Source organism: Pseudomonas cavernae, assembly GCF_003595175.1.
GTDB lineage: Bacteria > Pseudomonadota > Gammaproteobacteria > Pseudomonadales > Pseudomonadaceae > Aquipseudomonas > Aquipseudomonas cavernae.
On sequence record NZ_CP032419.1, the window covers coordinates 3669816 to 3688213 of the forward strand.

Sequence of the window (18398 nt, forward strand, 5' to 3'; positions counted from 1 at the left end):
GCCTCACTCGGCGCGCCGCATCCGCTTCGGCGTCAAGCCGAGGTAGCGACGCATCGCCGTGGTCAGCGCGCTCTGACTGGAGAAGCCGCACTCTTCGGCGATGCGCACCAGCGGCAGATTGCTCTCGCGCAGCAGGCGGGCGGCGCGGTCGAGGCGGGTTTTCAGCAGGTACTGGTGCGGGGTGAGGCCTAGACTGTCCTTGAACTGGGCATGGAAGTGACTCGGGCTGAGGCAGGCCACCTGGGCCAGTTCGGCGACGCTGATGCGCCGCGCCAGGTGTTCGTCGATGTAGCTGTCCAGCCGTTCAACATCCAGCGGCCCGGCCTTGCGCACGGACTGCTCGCCGAACAGGCGCAGGTGCAGGGCCCGCAGCAAGACCCCACCGACGGCCCGCGCCAGCAACGGGTCGCTGCCATAACGCCCCAGTTCGGCGCCGGCGTAACTCAACAGGTGTTGGAAATCGGCATCCAGTTCCGGATAACGCGGGGTATCGAACAGATGGCCAAGCAGTTGCAGATCCTCGGCGCTGTCCTGCTCATCCAGATCGAGAATCAGCATGCGGTTGTCGCCGATGCCGGCGAACTGGTGCTCGGCATCGCCCGGCACCAGGCAAGCGCGCATCCGGCACACCTCGCCGCCGCGGCCATTGACCTCGAATTCGGCGCGCCCGGCCAACGACATCACCAGCTGGTGGTGGTCGTGGGTGTGTTCATGAGCTTGGGCGTCCAGGTGGACGAGACGGGCTTTGAGCATGGCGACGACTGATCAAATTTCGCGCACTTTACTGGAGGTACGGCACTTTTCCCAGCCGTAATCGACCAAGCGATAAGCCCCTAAGAGCCTGTTCACGATCTCGCGAGCTAGAGCCAAACAAGGCAAAAACAGCCGAGGAAGCGCAGTTTACGAGCTGTAAATGAGCATTCCGAGGCTGTTTTTAACGCCGGATGGCCGACGCGCAGCAGATCGTGAACAGGCTCTAACGTCGAGCCATTGAAATCAACCGACAGTCGACCCATCTAGCTTAAATACCCTTGAGCCCCAGGTGCCGAATGAGCGATCAGGAAAACGCCCCCGAAGTCATCGAAGAGGATGCCATCCGCTACCCCAAAGGCCTGACCCTGCATGCGCAAACGCTGCCGGAGCGGCTGTACGTCATCCCCATCCATAACCGCCCGTTCTTCCCTGCGCAGGTGCTGCCGGTGATCGTCAACGAACAGCCCTGGGCGCAAACCCTGGAGCGGGTATCCAACACCGAACACAAGTGCCTGGCGCTGTTCTATGTGGACAGCCCGCATACCGACGCCAGCTTCGACCCCGACACCCTGCCCACCCACGGCACCCTGGTGCGCATCCACCACGCCTCGCGCGAAGGCGGCAAGCTGCAGTTCGTCGCCCAGGGCCTGTCGCGGGTGCGCATCCGCGGCTGGCTGAGTCGCAAGCCGCCGTACTTGGCGGAGGTCGACTACCCACACGCCAAGCCCGAATCGGGCGACGAGGTGAAGGCCTACGGCATGGCGCTGATCAACGCGATCAAGGAACTGCTGCCGCTCAACCCGCTGTACAGCGAGGAACTGAAGAACTACCTGAACCGCTTCAGCCCCAACGATCCGTCGCCGCTGACCGACTTCGCCGCCGCCCTGACCACCGCGCCCGGCCAGGAGCTGCAGGAAGTGCTGGACACCGTGCCGATGCTCAAGCGCATGGAGAAGGTGCTGCCGCTGCTGCGCAAGGAAGTCGAGGTGGCGCGCCTGCAGAACGAGCTGTCCGCCGAGGTCAACCGCAAGATCGGCGAACATCAGCGCGAGTTCTTCCTCAAGGAACAGCTGAAGATCATCCAGCACGAGCTCGGCATCACCAAGGACGACAAGAGCGCCGACGCCGACGAGTTCCGCGCCCGCCTGGCGGGCAAGAGCCTGCCGGCGCAGGCGCAGAAGCGCCTCGACGAGGAACTCAACAAGCTGTCGATCCTGGAAACCGGCTCGCCGGAATACGCCGTCACCCGCAACTACCTGGACTGGGCCACCGCCCTGCCCTGGGGCCTGTACGGCAAGGACAAGCTCGACCTCAAACACGCGCGCAAGGTGCTCGACAAGCACCACGCCGGGCTCGACGACATCAAAGAGCGCATCCTCGAATTCCTCGCCGTCGGCGCCTTCAAGGGCGAGATCGCCGGCTCCATCGTCCTCCTGGTCGGCCCGCCCGGGGTGGGCAAGACCAGCATCGGCAAATCCATCGCCGAATCGCTGGGGCGGCCGTTCTATCGCTTCAGCGTCGGCGGCATGCGCGACGAGGCGGAGATCAAGGGCCACCGCCGCACCTATATCGGCGCCTTGCCGGGCAAGCTGGTGCAGGCGCTGAAGGAAGTCGAGGTGATGAACCCGGTGATCATGCTCGACGAGATCGACAAGCTCGGCGCCAGCTACCAGGGCGACCCGGCCTCGGCGCTGCTGGAAACCCTCGACCCGGAACAGAACGTCGAATTCCTCGACCACTATCTGGACCTGCGCCTGGACCTGTCCAAGGTGCTGTTCGTCTGCACCGCCAATACCCTCGACTCGATCCCCGGGCCGCTGCTCGACCGCATGGAAGTGATCCGCCTGTCCGGCTACATCGCCGAGGAGAAGCTGGCCATCGCCAAGCGCCACCTGTGGCCCAAACAGCTGGCCAAGGCCGGGGTGCCGAAGGAGCGCCTCGCCATCAGCGATGCCGCGCTGAAAGCGGTGATCGAGGGCTACGCCCGCGAGGCCGGCGTGCGCCAGCTGGAGAAGCAGCTCGGCAAGCTGGTCCGCAAGTCGGTGGTGCAGCTGCTGGAAAACCCCGAGGTGAAGGTGAAGATCGCCGCCAAGGACCTGGAGGACTACCTCGGCATGCCGGTGTTCCGTACCGAGCAGGTGCTCTCCGGCGTCGGCGTGATCACCGGCCTGGCCTGGACCAGCATGGGCGGCGCCACCCTGCCGATCGAAGCAACGCGCATCCACACCCTCAACCGCGGCTTCAAGCTCACCGGCCAGCTCGGCGACGTGATGAAGGAGTCGGCGGAGATCGCCTACAGCTACATCAGCTCGCACCTGAAGAAATACGGCGGCGACCCGGGCTTCTTCGACCAGGCCTTCGTCCACCTGCACGTGCCGGAGGGCGCCACACCCAAGGACGGCCCCAGCGCCGGCGTGACCATGGCCAGCGCCCTGCTCTCGCTGGCACGCAACCAGCTGCCGAAGAAAGGCGTGGCGATGACCGGCGAACTGACCCTGACCGGCCTGGTGCTGCCGATCGGCGGCGTGCGCGAGAAGGTGATCGCCGCGCGGCGGCAGAAAATCTTCGAACTGATCCTGCCGGAAGCCAACCGCGGCGACTTCGCGGAACTCCCCGAGTACCTCAAGGAGGGCCTGAGCGTGCACTTCGCCAAGCGCTACGCCGATGTGGCCAAGGTGTTGTTCTGACCTGAGGCCCGCCGGTGTGGGAACCTGAATAGCACGCCCCGTGGCCGGGGCGCCGAGCAGACGCAGAGCGTCTTCGGCTGTATTCCCACGCCGGAGCCTGGGAACGCTCAATCCCTACACGGCTTGAGCCCAGGGCATTCGCCCGTACAATCGGGTTATCCTCGCCCGCATAGAATCCGCAAAGGCCGATCCCATGCTTGCCGCCCGCCCGCTGTCACTCCTCGCTTGCGCCCTGCTCGCCGCCTGTGCGCAACAACCCACCGCCACCGTGACGCTGCAGGAAGGCCAGCAAAGCCGCTGCCCGCTGCAGCTGCACAATGGCCAAACCCTGGTGCTGAGCCTGCCGAGCAACCCGACCACCGGTTTTCGCTGGGAGGTGAAGGATGCCGCGCCGCAGGTGCTGCGCAGCCTCGGCCCGGAGGTCTACAGCAATCCGGAAGATGCCGGCCTGGTCGGCGGCGCGGGCCAGTCGACCTGGCGCTTCCTCGCCAATATCCCCGGCGATGGCCACCTGCTGCTGGTCTACCACCGCCCGTGGGAAGCCGATGTGGCGCCGGCCAAGACCTTCGACTGCCAGATCAGCGTGAAGTAAGCGCCTAGTGGCCTGTGTGGCTAGTTCAATTAGTCAATTTCGGCGTCTGAGGTCCCGATACGGCGTTGCTGCTCCTCGCCATAGCCCTGCTATGACTCGTCGCAGCGCCTGGTCTCAGAACCCCAGCCATCCGAACTTGAGTTAACCAACTAGCCGTACAGGCCACTAGCCGGCAATGCCGGAACACTCTTCGCACCGGTATCACGGCGCAAATTGAGCCTCAGCCTGGCGGCCGCCGCCTGGGCCGCAACCCCGTGCACGGGCATAGTGCCAGCCCATCGAGCCATTCCTAGGGGGAATTCTGATGCGCTGGTTAATCCTGGCTTTACTGGGCGCGGGCCTGTTTCTCTACGGGCGCGCCAGCGACTGGGCGGAGCTCTGCCTGCTGAGCAAACCGATCCCGGTGATCGCCCTGCTGCTGTGGCTGCACAGCGCGGCACCCAGCGGCGCCTACCGGCGCTGGATCGGCGTCGGCCTGCTGTTGTCCCTGGCCGGTGACATGCTCCTGGAATGGCCGGCCGACCTGTTCGTCTTCGGCCTCGGCGCCTTCCTCCTCGCCCACCTGGCCTATCTGCTCGCCTACCTCGGCGACAGCCGGCGCCTCGCGCCCGGCGCCCTGCTGCTGGCGGCACTAAGCGGCGCGTCGCTCTTCGCCCTGCTCGCCAGCCGCGGGCTCGGCGCTTTGCTGATCCCGGTCGCGCTCTACGCCCTGACCATCAGCGCCATGCTCTGGCGAGCCCTGGCGCGCCTCGGTAGCCCCGCCATCGGTCGCCGTTCGGCCTGGCTGGCAGCCGGCGGCGCGGCGTTGTTCGTGCTGTCCGACAGCTTGATCGGCATAAACCGTTTCGTCACCCCGTTCGCGGCGGCGCCCTACGCCATCATCCTCACTTACTGGCTCGGCCAATGGGGAATTGCCGCCTCGGCGCTCCGGCGTCAAGCAGACTAAACAGGCGTCGCAAATTTGCAACGGCAAACCTCCGGCAAATCGTCTATAGGAGAATAGGAGCTTACGGAGAGAACATGATGAGCGGCGGACTACGCGGCGGAGCGGCGGTTTTCGTATCCCTTTTCCTGTCCGCCTGCGGCAGTTTACTGCCCAGTGAACACACCGAGGTGCTGTCGCCCTTCGGTGATTACCTCGACACCCAGTCGCGTTTCGAACAGGCCGCCATCGACAAGACCAGCCGCTCGGAACTGTTCAGCCTGGGCTTCGATCCGCTCGCCCATGGCAATGGCCGCATGCTGTCGTTCGTCGACGTGCGGCTGCTGTTCATCCAGCCGAACATTCCCATCGACTACCTGCCCGACGGCCTGGTCAAGTGCCTGGAAGCCAAGGACCGTTGCATCGGCTATGCCTTCGAGTTCTCCAAGACCGATACCCAGCGGGTCGGCAGCTTCTGGGCCGACGTGCTCAACTTCAACAAGAAGCGCGAGCTACAGGGCTGGTCGTTCAAAACCGTGTTCGTGCTGGTCGACGACGTGGTGGTGCACAAGGTCAGCAGCGGCGAGCCGAACATCCGTCGGGTCGAGGTGAAGAACAACCCGCTGGGGCCGCTGCAGGGCGCCGGCGAGTTCTTCTCCGACCAACTGAAGTGATCGCGGTTGGGGTCGGGCCCAGGGCCGGTTAAAATAACCGGCTTTCCCTTTCGTATTGCTGAACCGCCGTGACTCAAGAAACCGACCGCCTCTTCGCCCAACCGTTGCCCCAGATCCCCGACTTCGTCTTCAACGAGGCGGTGGTGCGGGTGTTTCCGGACATGATCAAGCGCTCGGTGCCGGGCTACCCGACCATCGTCGAGAACATCGGCGTGCTCGCCGCCCAGTTCGCCCAGCCGCACAGCGTGCTCTACGACCTCGGCTGTTCGCTCGGCGCCGTCACCCAGGCGCTGCGCCGGCATGTGCAGACGCCGGACTGTCGGGTGATCGCGGTAGACAACTCCAGCGCCATGGTCGAGCGCTGCACCGAATACCTGCATGCCCAGGACTCGATGTTCCAGGAACTGCTGCCGGTCGAGGTGCTCGAGGCCGATATTCTCGACCTGGTGCTGCAACCCGCCTCGCTGGTGGCGCTGAACTTCACCCTGCAGTTCATCCAGCCCGAGCAGCGCCTGGGTCTGCTCGCGCGCATCCGCCAGAGCCTGCTGCCCGGCGGCGCGTTGATCCTCTCGGAGAAGCTGCGTTTCGCCGACGACGAGGAACAGGCACTGCTCACCGACCTGCATATCGCCTTCAAGCGCGCCAACGGCTACAGCGAGCTGGAGATCGCCCAGAAACGCAACGCCATCGAGAACGTGATGAAGCCGGACAGCCTCGGACAGCACCGCGAACGCCTGCTGGCGGCCGGCTTCAGCAAGGTCGTGCCCTGGTTCCAGTGCCTGAATTTCGCCTCGCTGATCGCCCTGCCATGATTGATCTCGCGCCCCTCGCTCGCCGCCTGGCAGGTACTCCCTTGGCCGCTTGGGCAGCCGGCCTGCAAGCGCAACTGGACGCCAAGCTGGAGGTCGGCCACGGTGATCTGCAGCGCTGGCAAGGCGCGCTGGACGCCCTGCCGCCGCTGAACGCCAGCCGCATCGAGCTGGCCGACGACTTCCGCCTCGACGGCGCCTGCGACGACGCCCAGCGCGCCCAGCTGCGCCAGGCGCTGTTCGGTCTGTCGCCGTGGCGCAAGGGACCGTTCCAGCTGTTCGACGTGCATGTCGACACCGAATGGCGCTCGGACTGGAAGTGGGCACGGGTCGCGCCGCACCTCGATCTCAAGGGCAAACGCGTACTCGATGTCGGCTGCGGCAACGGCTACTACATGTGGCGCATGCTCGGCGCCGGCGCCGACAGCGTGATCGGCGTCGATCCCAACTGGTTGTTCTTCTGCCAATTCCAGGCGCTGCAGCGCTACTTGCCGGAACTGCCGGCCTGGCACCTGCCCTTCGCCCTGGAAGAGCTGCCGGAAAAGCTCGAAGGCTTCGACAGCGTGTTTTCCATGGGCGTGCTCTATCACCGCCGCTCGCCGATCGACCACCTGCTGGCGCTCAAGGATTGCCTGCGCAAAGGGGGTGAGCTGGTGCTGGAAACCCTGGTGGTGGACGGCGACGAGCGGCAGGTGCTGGTGCCGGAAGATCGCTACGCCCAGATGCGCAACGTCTGGTTCCTGCCCTCGGCGCCGGCACTGGCGCTGTGGTTGCGCCGCGCCGGGTTTGTCGAGGTGCGCTGCGTGGATGTGTCGGTGACCAGCGTCGAGGAACAGCGGGCCACCGACTGGATGCGCTACCAGTCCTTGCCGGACTTTCTCGATCCCAGCGATCGCTCACGCACCATTGAAGGTCTGCCGGCGCCCAAGCGTGCCGTGCTGGTGGCGCGCAAGCCCTGAGGCCTTGACGCCGCGCGGCGGGCTCGACAAAGCTGTCGTCTCCGCCGCGCTAGGAGAACTAACCCATGGCCCGCTGGCTGATGCTGATCGGCGCCACACTCTTCCTCATCGGCGTCGCCGCCCACTATGCGCCCTGGCTGCTCAACTGGTTCGGCAAGCTGCCCGGCGACTTGCGCATCGAGTCCGGACGCGGCAAGGTCTTCATTCCCTTCACCTCCATGCTGATCATCAGCCTGCTGCTGACGCTGCTGATCAACCTGCTGCGCCGCTGAGCCTCAGCCGCGCGCCGCTGCGGCGACGATCAGCGCCTTCATCTCCGCCACCGCCGCCTTGAAGCCGACGAACAGCGCATGGGCGACTATGGCGTGGCCGATGTTCAGCTCGTTGATCCCGGCGATCGCCGCCACCGGCTCGGTGTTGTGGTAATGCAGGCCGTGGCCGGCATTGACGATCAGCCCATGGGCCAGGCCGCAGGCCACGCCGTCGCGGATGCGCGCCAGTTCGCGGGCGGCTTCCGCCGGCGAGTGGGCCTCGGCATAGCGACCGGTGTGCAGCTCGATGGCCGGCGCGCCGACGCGCTTGGCAGCCTCGATCTGCCGTTCATCGGCGTCGATAAACAGCGACACCTCGCTGCCGACCCGGCTCAGGCGCTCGACCGCGGCGCGGATGCGCGCCTCCTGACCGAGCACATCGAGGCCGCCCTCGGTGGTCAGTTCGGCGCGGTTCTCCGGCACCAGGCAGACGTGCTCGGCGCGAATGCTCTCGGCCAAGGCGAGCATTTCCTCGGTGACGCCCATCTCGAAGTTCATCCGCGTCTGCAGCGCCTCTTTGAACAGTCGCACATCACGATCCTGGATGTGCCGGCGATCCTCGCGCAGGTGCAGGGTAATGCCGTCGGCACCGGCCTCCTCGGCATCCAGCGCCGCCTTCAGCGGATCGGGATAGCGGGTGCCGCGGGCCTGACGCAGGGTGGCGACGTGATCGATATTCACGCCGAGAAGAATGCGGTTGGCATCAGTCACGGGGGGACTCCTTGAGGTTCATGAACAGTTCGCGGCTGACCAGCGGTCGGCCGCCCAAATGAGGGGCGAGGGCCTGGCGCATCAAGCGCTTGGCTGCAGCCAAGGCACCGGGTGCCGCCCAGTCGGCTGCGGCCAGGGCCAGCAGATCGGCACCGTGGAACAGTCCTGGCTGCAGCTGGCCGACCGGTTCCAGACCGGCATCCGGCTGCAGGCGATAGAGCCCATCGACCGCCACCGCCTGGCCGTGCAGGTCGGTATCCAGGGCGAAACCATAGCCCAGCTCGCCCAGCAAACGCCATTCGAACGCGCGCAGCAGCGGCTCCAACGGGCGGCCGATGGCCAGGGCCTGCAAGGTCAGCGCGTAGTGTTCGAACAGGCCGGGATGGGGATCTTCCGCCGGCAGCAGGCGGATCAGCAATTCATTCAGATAGAGGCCGCTGAACAGCATCTCGCCGGCCAGCAGGTTGGGAATGCCGGCGCTCTCCAGGTGGCCGACCGTCTTCAGCTCGCCGCGCCCGCGCAATTCGATGTCCAGCGGTATAAAAGGCCGCGCCAGACTGCCGCTCTTGCCGCGCGCATTGCGCAGCACGGCGCGCAGCCGGCCCTGCGGGGTGAGGAAGTCGACCAGCGCGCTGCTTTCCTTGTAGGCCCGGCTGTGCAGGACGAAAGCCGCTGAGGCGCTGGCGTGCATGAATCAGATGTCGGTATAGCCCAGCGAGCGCAGCGCCCGCTCGTCGTCGGACCAACCGTCTTTGACCTTGACCCAGAGGTTGAGCATGACCTTGCTGTCGAACAGCACTTCCATGTCCTTGCGCGCCTCGGTGCCGATACGTTTGATCCGCTCGCCCTTGTCGCCAATGATGATTTTCTTCTGCCCGTCACGCTCGACCAGGATCAGCGCATGGATGTGCAGGGTGCGACCTTGCTGCTTGAACTCCTCGATTTCCACGGTGATCTGGTAGGGCAACTCGGCACCGAGCTGGCGCATGATCTTCTCGCGCACCAGTTCGGCGGCCAGGAAGCGGCTAGAGCGATCGGTGATCTGGTCTTCCGGGAAGAAGTGCTCGCCTTCCGGCAGGCGCTCGGCTACCAGCTTCTCCAGCGCCTCGAGGTTGTGGCCTTGCTGGGCGGAGATCGGCACGATTTCGGCATTCGGCAGCTGCTCTTGCAGCCACGTCAGATGCGGCATCAGCTCGGCCTTGTCGTCGATGCGATCGGTCTTGTTGATCGCCAGCAGCACCGGCCCCTGCACATACTGGATGCGCTCGAGGACCATCTGATCCTCCTCGGTCCAGCGCGTACGGTCGACCACGAAGATCACCACGTCGACGTCCTTCAACGCCGCCGAGGCGGTCTTGTTCATGTAGCGATTGAGCGCCTTGTCGCCATGCTTGTGCAGGCCGGGAGTGTCGACGTAGATCGCCTGCACGTCACCTTCGGTCTTGATTCCGAGCATGTTGTGACGGGTGGTCTGCGGCTTGCGCGAGGTGATCGCCAGCTTCTGCCCGAGGATATGGTTGAGCAAGGTGGACTTGCCGACGTTGGGACGGCCGACGATGGCGACATAGCCACAGCGGGTTACGGATGAATCAGTCATTGCCATTCTCCACGCCGAGGGCGATCAGGGCAGCGGTAGCGGCGACCTGTTCGGCAATCCGCCGACTGGCGCCCTGCCCCAAGGTCTTGTCGTTCAGCAGGGCGATTTCGCACTCGACCACGAAGGTCCGGCAGTGCGGCTCGCCCTGGATATCCAGCACGTGGTAACGCGGCAAGTCACAGGCACGCGACTGGAGGAATTCCTGCAACCGGGTTTTCGGATCCTTGTTGGTATCGACCAGGGTCAGACCATCCAGCTCGGCGGTCAACCAGGCCAGCACGCGCTGGCGTGCGACATCCATGCCGGCGTCCAGATAGATGGCGCCGATCAGCGCCTCGAGGGCATCGGCGAGGATGGACTCACGGCGGAAGCCGCCGCTCTTCAACTCACCGGAGCCGAGGCGCAGGTACTCGCCCAGCTCGAAGCCGCGCGCCAGGCGCGCCAGGGTCTCGCCCTTGACCAGACGCGCGCGCAGACGCGACAACTGACCTTCGCGGGCCTGGGGAAAGCGCTCGAACAGCGCCTCACCGGCGACGAAGTTGAGAATGGCATCGCCGAGGAATTCCAGGCGTTCGTTGTTGCGCCCGGCGAAACTGCGGTGGGTCAGCGCCAGGACCATCAGGTCCTGGTTCTGGAAGAGATGGCCGAGCTGGCGCTCGAGACGGCTTAGGGATGAGCTCACGGCATACGCACACGGAATTCTTTGTCGAATCGCGCCACCAGGTCGAGGTTCTGGATCAGCGATTCGCGCTTTTCATATTTGAGGTGAGCGCGGAACTCGTTGTTCTCGAGCTTCACTACCAGGATTTTGTCCAGCTCCAAATCACGGATGCCATTGATCTGCATGGCCTTGCCGACGCGACTGTAGAACTCGGGCACGGTGCGGATATCTGCGGCCTTGTCGGTCTCGACCGAGGTGATCGCCTTTTCCATCGACATGAAGTCGAGGTAATGCGGCAACATCTTAAATACTGCGCTAGCCAGGAAGGCCACCACGGCCAACGCCATCAACCAACCCAGCAACGACAAACCCTTTTGCGAACGTGCAAATGCCATGATCGACCTCAATGTCTGTTTATTGGAAAGTCTCGCCAACCCGCAGCAAGACTATATATGGCGCGCGGCGCTGCAGTGAACAGCCCCGCGTTTCGCGCAAGAAGCGCGACAGATCAGCGGATCAGACCAACACGGGTGAAATCCGGCAGGTTATGCAGCTTGGGTTCGGCCCAACTCAGCCAGACGGCGAAGGCTTTGCCGACGATGTTCTTGTCCGGAACCATGCCGAGCAGACTCTTGGGGATCTTCGCATCGTTCCAGTAACGGCTGTCGTTGGAGTTGTCGCGGTTGTCACCCATCATGAAATAGTGCCCGGCCGGCACCTTCCATTCGCGGCCCGGCTCGATGCGATAGCGGCTCATTTCCTTGCGGATCAGATGCTCCACCGCGCCAAGCTTTTCCTTATACAGCACGGCGGTGCCCAGAGAGCCCGCCTCTTCGCCCAGGAGCGCCTCGGCGATCGACTGGCCATTGATGAACAGGCGCTTGTCGCTGCTGTAACGAATCACGTCACCCGGCAGGCCAACCACGCGCTTGATGTAATTGATGTTCGGATCGCTCGGGTAGCGGAACACCATCACATCGCCGCGCTGCGGATCACCGACTTCGATGACCTTGGTGTCCAGCACCGGCAGGCGGATGCCATAAGCAAACTTGTTGACCAGGATGAAGTCGCCCACTTCGAGGGTCGGCTTCATCGAACCGGAGGGGATCTGGAATGGCTCGACCAGGAACGAACGCAGCACCAGGACGATGGCCAGCACCGGGAAGAACGACTTGCCGTACTCGACCAGCAGCGGCTCCCGGTTCAACTGTTCGAGCACAGTCTCATCGGGCTCGCCGACCTGCCCCTCGTATGTCGCGATCGCCGCGCGGCGGCGGGGCGCCAGGACGAGCAGATCGAGCAACGCCAACAAACCGCAAACCGCTACCGCGATGACTAACAACAACGGGAAATTGATCGACATAGCCCCTACTTTTCCAAGTCCTTAACTATCCAGCCTGAGTACGGCGAGGAAGGCATCCTGCGGGATCTCCACGTTGCCGACCTGCTTCATCCGCTTCTTACCGGCCTTCTGCTTCTCCAGCAGCTTGCGCTTACGGCTGACGTCACCACCGTAGCACTTGGCCAGTACGTTCTTGCGCAGCGCCTTAACGGTGGTCCGCGCAACAATCTGCCCGCCGATAGCGGCCTGGATGGCCACATCGAACATTTGCCGCGGGATCAACTCCTTCATCTTCTCGGTCAGCGCGCGGCCTTTGTAGTGGGCGTTGTCGCGGTGCACGATCAGCGCCAGGGCATCGACCTTGTCGCCGTTGATCAGCACGTCCAGCTTGACCAGATTGGCCGACTGGTAGCGGTCGAAGTGGTAATCCAGCGAGGCATAGCCGCGGCTGACCGACTTCAGGCGGTCGAAGAAGTCCAGCACCACTTCGTTCATCGGCAGGTCGTAGCGCACCTGCACCTGGGTGCCGAGGAACTGCATGTCGCGCTGTACGCCGCGCTTCTCGATGCACAGGGTGATGACGTTGCCCAAGTGTTCCTGCGGCACGAGGATGTTGGCCTGCACGATCGGCTCGCGCATATCCTCGATCGACGATAGATCCGGCAGTTTCGACGGGTTATCAACGTAGATCGTCTCACCGTTCTTCATTTGCACTTCGAAGATTACGGTCGGAGCGGTGGTGATCAGGTCCAGGTCGTATTCGCGCTCCAGGCGCTCCTGAATGATCTCCATGTGCAGCATGCCAAGGAAGCCGCAACGGAAGCCGAAGCCCAGCGCGTCCGAGCTTTCCGGCAAGTACTGCAGCGAGGAGTCGTTCAGCGTCAGCTTCTGCAGCGCCTCACGGAAATCCTCAAAATCGTCGGAGCTGACCGGGAACAGGCCGGCATAGACCTGCGGTTGAATGCGCTTGAAGCCGGGCAGCACTTCGACGTCGGGGGTGCTGCTGAGGGTCAGGGTATCGCCCACCGGTGCGCCGTGGATGTCCTTGATACCGGCGATGATGAAGCCCACTTCACCCGCCTTGAGATCGACGGTTTCGGTGTGTTTCGGAGTGAACACGCCGACGCTATCGACCAGGTGGATCTTACCGGTGGACTTGACCAGTACCTTGTCGCCCTTCTTGATGCGGCCGTGGCGCACGCGCACCAACGAGACCACACCGAGGTAGTTGTCGAACCAGGAGTCGATGATCAAGGCCTGCAAAGGCGCATCGATATCGCCGGTCGGAGCGGGAATGGTCTCTACCAGACGCTCGAGCACCTCGTCGACCCCCATGCCGCTCTTGGCGCTGCAGGCCACGGCATCGGTGGCATCGATGCCGATGATGTGTTCGATTTCCTCTTTGACCCGGTCCGGATCGGCCTGCGGCAGGTCCATCTTGTTCAGCACCGGCATGACCTCGAGGCCCTGCTCGATGGCGGTGTAGCAGTTGGCCACCGATTGCGCCTCTACGCCCTGACCGGCATCGACCACCAGCAAGGCGCCCTCGCAAGCGGCCAGGGAGCGGCTGACCTCATAGGTGAAGTCGACGTGTCCGGGGGTGTCGATGAAGTTCAGCTGGTAGGTTTTACCGTCTTTGGCCTTGTAGTGCAGGGTCACACTGTGGGCCTTGATGGTGATCCCGCGCTCGCGCTCGAGGTCCATGGAGTCCAGCACCTGGGCTTCCATTTCGCGATCACTCAAGCCACCGCACATCTGGATGAAGCGGTCTGCCAGGGTCGACTTGCCATGGTCGATGTGGGCAATGATGGAAAAATTGCGGATATGACTCAGATCACTCACGGATCAACACTCAAAAAGGCCGAGGGCAGGCTGCCCGGCGAAAATAGCCGGGAAGTTTACCCGATCGACGCCCTAGGCGTCACGCGCGGGGCGCCGACCGGCAGGCATGAAAAAGGGCGGTGAAAACCGCCCTTTTTCCCTAGCCAGCCGCTTTACTCGGCCAATTTGAAGGTGATGAAGCTGGCCCGCCCTTCGCGCAATACGCGCATGGAGACCGAGCGGTTCTTCGGCAGCGCCTGGGCGACCTTGGCGAACACCGCGACCGAGTCGATGGCCTGGTTGTTCAGGTGGGTGATCACATCGCCCGGGCGCAGGCCGATCAGCGCCGCCGGCCCCTCGAGCACTTCTTTGATCACCACGCCGCCCTTGATGTCCAGCGCCTTCTTATCCTCGGCACTCAGCTCAGTGACCGTGACGCCCAGCCGGTTACTGCTGCGCTCCGCCCCCGAATCGCCACTGGCGGTCAGCTCCTCGCCCTCGGCCGGCAAGGCACCGACGGTCACCTGCAGGGTTTTGCGCGAGCCCTCGCGAACGATATCCATACTGGCTTTGGCGCCCGGCTTCATGCCACCGACCAAGTGTGGCAGATCGGCGGACATGACAATCGGCTGGCCATTCAGGCTGAGGATCACATCGCCCACCTGCAGACCGCTCTTGGCCGCCGGACCACCCTCCATAATCTGCGCGACCAACGCCCCGGCCGGCTTATCCAGACCAAACGACTCGGCCAGATCTTTGTTCACTTCCTGAATTACCACACCCAGCCAGCCGCGGTTGACCTTGCCATCGCTCTTCAGCTGATTGGCGACATCCATCGCCACATCGATCGGAATCGCGAAGGACAGCCCCATGAAGCCACCGGAGCGGGTGAAAATCTGCGAGTTGATACCGATTACCTCGCCATCCAAGTTGAACAGCGGCCCACCGGAGTTACCTGGATTGATCGCCACATCGGTCTGAATGAACGGCACATAGCTCTCATTAGGCAGGCTACGACCCTTGGCGCTGACGATACCGGCGGTCACCGAATGGTCAAAACCGAAAGGCGAACCGATGGCCAGCACCCAAGCACCGACTTTCAGATCCTCTGACTTGCCCAATTTAACGGTCGGTAGGCTCTTGCCCTCGACCTTGAGCAGGGCGACATCGGTGCGCGGGTCGGCGCCGATCAGCTTGGCCTGCAACTCGCTGCGGTCGGACAGGCGCACGATGATTTCATCGGCGTCGGCGACCACATGGTTGTTGGTCAGCACATAGCCGTCCGCGGAAATAATGAAGCCCGAACCCAGCGACTGCGCCTCACGCTGGCGCCCCCCCGGACTGCGTGGCGCTTGCGGCATGTTGCGCTCGAAGAACTCCCGGAACATCGGTGGCAACCCTTCCAGATCCGGCATCGTCGCCGGGCCGCCCGCCAGACGCTCAGGCATTTTCTGCCGGGTACTGATGTTCACCACAGCCGGCGCCGCCTGCTCGACCAGCGGGGTGAAGTCCGGCAACTCGGCACGCGCGACCAAGGTCTGGCTAAGCAACAACATCCCAGCTACTACAGACAAACAGGATTTCAGGCTAGCTATCGACATACCACTCCCCGTTAAATCAAGCGAAGAAAACTCACAACGGACCCGCAGGCCCGGCAAGCATCGCGCGGAGCACCACAGGCTGCAGCGCGGGATCGTCCGCCTTGCGCCGACCGCGCCAGCGCACAATGAACCAGGCCAGGGCGAGTCCGCCCAGACCGGAAACAATAATCAAAGGTTCGTGCAGAGCCAAGCGTTCGGCGAACATAGCCAGAGCGAAGAACATCAGCAGCGGCAGCAGATAGACCAGCAACGAAGCACGTACCAGCAAGTCCTCGCGCACGCCGATCACCACCGGATCACCGACCCGCAGCTGCAGATCGCAAAGCGCGCGCACATAGCCCCGCTGACCACCGACTCCCAGCTTGTCCATCAAGCCCTGACCGCAACCAGCATTGGCTGAACAGCTGGAACAAGTGCTTTTGCGTAGCGTTTCAACCCAGACCGCTCCGGACTCCACTGCAACCACTCGCCCAGCTTCTTCGATCATGGCGTAGCTTGCGCTTCGCCAGCGCGCATCGACAGCGCCACGCGCTCCGCCGTGCCCAGAGGGATTTCGCCCACCACGGTAACCATCACATCGCCATCACTGGTCGACATCCGCTTCGACACCGCCACGGTCGGCCCCAGCTGACTGCGCGCATCCTCAACCGCCACGCCGTGCAGCGGCTCGAGAAAGACCGAGAAACGCGCCAAGCCGTCGTCATACATCAGGTAGGCAACCACTTCGCTAGACACTGGGCTTTTCCGCTCCAGCACGCTGCTGAGACTGAAACCGGGCGGCAGCCACTCCGAACGCCAGGCGCCGGGCTGCACTTTGGCCGCTTCGATAACCCGCACCGGCCGGCAGGCCGAACCGGCCTTCAGATCTTCATCGGTGGGTGGCGTGATTTCCAGGCGGGAGAATTGAAAACGCTCAAGCAGCTGCCCCTTCTCATTCAGCAGCAGGGACTTCAGCACCAGACCGGTATCACGATCCAGATGCAGCTCGAAGCCATAACGGTGCTGATCGCGCGGCGTCACCGCCAACACCACGGCAGGGCGACCGGCCACTCGCGACTGACCGATCACACGTAAGTCATACCAGGCTTCCAGTTGTTTGGGATCGAGGCTTCGCGCCGGCCATGCCTGACCATCGGTCAATTGATCAGCTAGCGCGCCACTGGTGCATTCGGTCTGCTCATTGACGCGAACGACTTCCTGAGCTGGGCCATCCAACTGCAACAGCCGCTCGCGCACCTTGCCCCCCTCGTCAACCCGGTGCCAGATGCTATGGGTTGAGAAGCTGCCGCTGCGCTCGTAGACGAACGTGCCTTGAAAGCTTTGCACGCGCTCCGCTTCGCTCATACGGAGCAGCCAATCTTGGGCATCTGCGGCCTGCGCCGGCACAGCCAGCCAGCCGCCCAGCAGGAAAAAGAAGGGGATGGCGCGCATGATCCTCCTTAGCGACCTTCCAGGCTGGCAGCACGGGCGTAAGGCAGCGCTGCATCGGAAGAACCACCCATCGCCGCCTGCTGCGCATGCTGGCGCAGATAGGCGGGTAGCCGTTGTTCATGCCAGCTCGGCTGTCCCTCCCCACCACTCACCACCACTTGAGCAGGAGCCTGCTGCACCCCTTCGGTATAACCAGCCAATACCGCCGTATTCTGCACCTGCGGAATATTCACCGAAGGTTGCGGCGCCTGCTGCGCAAGCTGAGTGCCATTGATGGCATCCTGATTATAGAAGCGCACCCCTGCCAGCACCGCCAGGGTTACGGAGGCCGCCACCGCCAGGCGCCCGAGCATGCGCCAGCGCTTGACCGGGCTCGGTTGTACGGCGATGGAGAGCGGGGCTTCATTGGCCATTGCGGCCGAGACGGCGGCGGCGATGTCCAGGCGCGGCTCGAGCAGCTCCTTGTGCATCACCGCCCGGGCGATCTGATAACGCGACCAGGTGGCGCGCAAGTCGGCATCGTCACAAGCATTCAGCACGCGGCGCAATTCTAATTCGTCCGCTTGGTTATCCATGACCGCAGACAGCGATTCATGCAGGGCTTCACGACTCATGGCGTTTCCTCTCTTGGCTTTCGCCGCTGTCTCAGGCTTCCTGCAACAGGGGCTGCAGGGTTTTATCTATGGCTTCCCGCGCCCGAAATATTCGCGAACGCACCGTGCCTACCGGACACTGCATGACGCTGGCAATGTCCTCGTAACTCAATCCTTCGAACTCACGCAGGGTCAAGGCCGTACGCAAATCCTCAGGCAGCTGCTGGATGGTGCGATGGACAGCGTCCTCGATTTCATCCCGCAGGGCCAACCGCTCCGGAGACTCGATATCTTTGAGAGAATTGTCACCCTCATAGAACTCGGCATCCTCGGCACTGACATCGCTATCTGGCGGTCGCCGTCCGCGCGACACCAGATGGTTTTTCGCCGTATTGATGGCGATCCGGTACAGCCAGGTGTAAAACGCGCTGTCACCGCGAAAGTTAGCTAGCGCGCGATACGCCTTGATAAAGGCTTCCTGAGCAACATCCTGGGCCTCATGGGCATCGTGCACGAAGCGCACTATCAATCCGAGAATCTTGTGCTGATACTTCAGCACCAGCAGATCAAAAGCCCGCTTATCGCCACGCTGCACCCGCTCGACCAGTTGCTGATCATCTTCCTGGGTTAGCATGAACTCTCCTCAATAAGCCCGGAGGGTTCTTGCGCCAGCAAACTAATCTTCCTGCCAAAATAGACTCGAGACTTGTGCAAAAGTTCTCCCCTCCAAGCAAGCTTCCTGCAGAACATTTTTGATCCTGCACGAAACAGCGCAACAGAGCCCGCGGCCATGCTGCGCAAATAAATCTTATCGCCTGACACTGTTGATAGACGGAAGCTCCGCGCGAACCTCCTTGGCACACCGACAAGCAGACGCCGCCTCCTAATCCAGGCGACCCCGGTATGGAACCTCAAAGCCTGGGAAAGTTCCGAA

Annotated in this window: 20 protein-coding genes; 7 read left to right on the forward strand and 13 right to left on the reverse strand. The window is 63.3% G+C overall.

Annotated features, from left to right (window positions below):
- Positions 1-3 precede the first annotated feature (3 nt).
- Positions 4-753 (reverse strand): helix-turn-helix domain-containing protein, encoded by a 750-nt coding sequence (locus D3880_RS16735; RefSeq protein WP_119894560.1) that lies wholly within the window; start codon positions 751-753, stop codon positions 4-6.
- A 296-nt stretch (positions 754-1049) separates the two neighbouring features.
- On the opposite strand from D3880_RS16735, the gene lon reads away from it, so the two are divergent.
- From lon to D3880_RS16770, 7 genes are all read left to right on the forward strand, one after another.
- Positions 1050-3440, forward strand: a complete 2391-nt coding sequence (gene lon / locus D3880_RS16740) for an endopeptidase La (protein WP_119894561.1) — start codon at positions 1050-1052, stop codon at positions 3438-3440.
- Between the two features lie 193 nt (positions 3441-3633).
- Positions 3634-4032: a protease inhibitor I42 family protein gene (locus tag D3880_RS16745; RefSeq protein ID WP_119894562.1), complete on the forward strand. Its 399-nt coding sequence runs from the start codon at positions 3634-3636 to the stop codon at positions 4030-4032.
- A gap of 304 nt (positions 4033-4336) precedes the next feature.
- On the forward strand, positions 4337-4978 hold the full coding sequence (locus D3880_RS16750) for a lysoplasmalogenase (protein ID WP_119894563.1): 642 nt from the start codon (positions 4337-4339) through the stop codon (positions 4976-4978).
- A 77-nt stretch (positions 4979-5055) separates the two neighbouring features.
- The gene (locus D3880_RS16755) at positions 5056-5628 is read left to right on the forward strand and encodes a hypothetical protein (RefSeq protein WP_119894564.1); all 573 of its coding nucleotides are present in this window, start codon (positions 5056-5058) and stop codon (positions 5626-5628) included.
- A 68-nt stretch (positions 5629-5696) separates the two neighbouring features.
- Entirely contained in the window at positions 5697-6440 is a 744-nt protein-coding gene (gene cmoA / locus D3880_RS16760) for a carboxy-S-adenosyl-L-methionine synthase CmoA (RefSeq protein WP_119894565.1), read from the forward strand.
- On the forward strand, positions 6437-7396 hold the full coding sequence (gene cmoB / locus D3880_RS16765) for a tRNA 5-methoxyuridine(34)/uridine 5-oxyacetic acid(34) synthase CmoB (RefSeq protein WP_119894566.1): 960 nt from the start codon (positions 6437-6439) through the stop codon (positions 7394-7396). Before cmoA ends, cmoB begins: the two co-directional genes overlap by 4 nt.
- A 65-nt stretch (positions 7397-7461) precedes the next feature.
- On the forward strand, positions 7462-7668 hold the full coding sequence (locus tag D3880_RS16770) for a DUF2905 domain-containing protein (RefSeq protein WP_119894567.1): 207 nt from the start codon (positions 7462-7464) through the stop codon (positions 7666-7668).
- Positions 7669-7671: 3 nt separating this feature from the next.
- Here D3880_RS16770 and pdxJ read toward each other — a convergent pair whose 3' ends face one another.
- From pdxJ to rpoE, 12 genes are all read right to left on the reverse strand, one after another.
- Positions 7672-8418, reverse strand: a complete 747-nt coding sequence (pdxJ, locus tag D3880_RS16775) for a pyridoxine 5'-phosphate synthase (protein WP_119894568.1) — start codon at positions 8416-8418, stop codon at positions 7672-7674.
- The gene (recO, locus tag D3880_RS16780) at positions 8411-9109 is read right to left on the reverse strand and encodes a DNA repair protein RecO (RefSeq protein ID WP_119894569.1); all 699 of its coding nucleotides are present in this window, start codon (positions 9107-9109) and stop codon (positions 8411-8413) included. The genes pdxJ and recO overlap by 8 nt, the downstream gene beginning before the upstream one ends.
- Before the next feature lie 3 nt (positions 9110-9112).
- On the reverse strand, positions 9113-10015 hold the full coding sequence (gene era, locus D3880_RS16785) for a GTPase Era (RefSeq protein WP_119894570.1): 903 nt from the start codon (positions 10013-10015) through the stop codon (positions 9113-9115).
- Positions 10008-10697, reverse strand: coding sequence for a ribonuclease III (gene rnc, locus D3880_RS16790; RefSeq protein WP_119894571.1), 690 nt, complete (start codon positions 10695-10697; stop codon positions 10008-10010). Before rnc ends, era begins: the two co-directional genes overlap by 8 nt.
- Positions 10694-11071 carry a DUF4845 domain-containing protein gene (locus tag D3880_RS16795; RefSeq protein ID WP_119894572.1) on the reverse strand — a complete coding sequence of 126 codons (378 nt, stop codon included), beginning with the start codon at positions 11069-11071 and terminating at the stop codon, positions 10694-10696. The genes rnc and D3880_RS16795 overlap by 4 nt, the downstream gene beginning before the upstream one ends.
- Before the next feature lie 113 nt (positions 11072-11184).
- A complete protein-coding gene (gene lepB, locus D3880_RS16800) occupies positions 11185-12039 on the reverse strand; it encodes a signal peptidase I (protein WP_119894573.1) in 855 nt (284 codons plus the stop codon).
- Between the two features lie 21 nt (positions 12040-12060).
- Entirely contained in the window at positions 12061-13860 is a 1800-nt protein-coding gene (gene lepA / locus D3880_RS16805) for a translation elongation factor 4 (RefSeq protein ID WP_119894574.1), read from the reverse strand.
- Positions 13861-14012: 152 nt separating this feature from the next.
- On the reverse strand, positions 14013-15434 hold the full coding sequence (locus tag D3880_RS16810; protein ID WP_119895765.1) for a DegQ family serine endoprotease: 1422 nt from the start codon (positions 15432-15434) through the stop codon (positions 14013-14015).
- Positions 15435-15471: 37 nt separating this feature from the next.
- The gene (locus D3880_RS16815) at positions 15472-15927 is read right to left on the reverse strand and encodes a SoxR reducing system RseC family protein (RefSeq protein ID WP_119894575.1); all 456 of its coding nucleotides are present in this window, start codon (positions 15925-15927) and stop codon (positions 15472-15474) included.
- The gene (locus D3880_RS16820) at positions 15924-16871 is read right to left on the reverse strand and encodes a MucB/RseB C-terminal domain-containing protein (RefSeq protein WP_119894576.1); all 948 of its coding nucleotides are present in this window, start codon (positions 16869-16871) and stop codon (positions 15924-15926) included. The genes D3880_RS16815 and D3880_RS16820 overlap by 4 nt, the downstream gene beginning before the upstream one ends.
- 8 nt (positions 16872-16879) lie before the next feature.
- A complete protein-coding gene (locus D3880_RS16825) occupies positions 16880-17485 on the reverse strand; it encodes a sigma-E factor negative regulatory protein (RefSeq protein ID WP_119894577.1) in 606 nt (201 codons plus the stop codon).
- Between the two features lie 31 nt (positions 17486-17516).
- Entirely contained in the window at positions 17517-18098 is a 582-nt protein-coding gene (gene rpoE, locus D3880_RS16830; protein WP_119894578.1) for an RNA polymerase sigma factor RpoE/AlgU, read from the reverse strand.
- Between the last annotated feature and the right edge of the window lie 300 nt (positions 18099-18398).

What these genes read in the sequence shown, in the direction of transcription:
- D3880_RS16735 (WP_119894560.1), bottom strand. Translation starts at nt 753, where the DNA reads ATGCTCAAAGCCCGTCTCGTCCACCTGGACGCCCAAGCTCATGAACAC.
- lon (WP_119894561.1), top strand. Translation starts at nt 1,050, where the DNA reads ATGAGCGATCAGGAAAACGCCCCCGAAGTCATCGAAGAGGATGCCATC.
- D3880_RS16745 (WP_119894562.1), top strand. Translation starts at nt 3,634, where the DNA reads ATGCTTGCCGCCCGCCCGCTGTCACTCCTCGCTTGCGCCCTGCTCGCC.
- D3880_RS16750 (WP_119894563.1), top strand. Translation starts at nt 4,337, where the DNA reads ATGCGCTGGTTAATCCTGGCTTTACTGGGCGCGGGCCTGTTTCTCTAC.
- D3880_RS16755 (WP_119894564.1), top strand. Translation starts at nt 5,056, where the DNA reads ATGAGCGGCGGACTACGCGGCGGAGCGGCGGTTTTCGTATCCCTTTTC.
- cmoB (WP_119894566.1), top strand. Translation starts at nt 6,437, where the DNA reads ATGATTGATCTCGCGCCCCTCGCTCGCCGCCTGGCAGGTACTCCCTTG.
- D3880_RS16770 (WP_119894567.1), top strand. Translation starts at nt 7,462, where the DNA reads ATGGCCCGCTGGCTGATGCTGATCGGCGCCACACTCTTCCTCATCGGC.
- recO (WP_119894569.1), bottom strand. Translation starts at nt 9,109, where the DNA reads ATGCACGCCAGCGCCTCAGCGGCTTTCGTCCTGCACAGCCGGGCCTAC.
- era (WP_119894570.1), bottom strand. Translation starts at nt 10,015, where the DNA reads ATGACTGATTCATCCGTAACCCGCTGTGGCTATGTCGCCATCGTCGGC.
- D3880_RS16795 (WP_119894572.1), bottom strand. Translation starts at nt 11,071, where the DNA reads ATGGCATTTGCACGTTCGCAAAAGGGTTTGTCGTTGCTGGGTTGGTTG.
- lepB (WP_119894573.1), bottom strand. Translation starts at nt 12,039, where the DNA reads ATGTCGATCAATTTCCCGTTGTTGTTAGTCATCGCGGTAGCGGTTTGC.
- D3880_RS16815 (WP_119894575.1), bottom strand. Translation starts at nt 15,927, where the DNA reads ATGATCGAAGAAGCTGGGCGAGTGGTTGCAGTGGAGTCCGGAGCGGTC.
- D3880_RS16820 (WP_119894576.1), bottom strand. Translation starts at nt 16,871, where the DNA reads ATGCGCGCCATCCCCTTCTTTTTCCTGCTGGGCGGCTGGCTGGCTGTG.
- D3880_RS16825 (WP_119894577.1), bottom strand. Translation starts at nt 17,485, where the DNA reads ATGAGTCGTGAAGCCCTGCATGAATCGCTGTCTGCGGTCATGGATAAC.
- rpoE (WP_119894578.1), bottom strand. Translation starts at nt 18,098, where the DNA reads ATGCTAACCCAGGAAGATGATCAGCAACTGGTCGAGCGGGTGCAGCGT.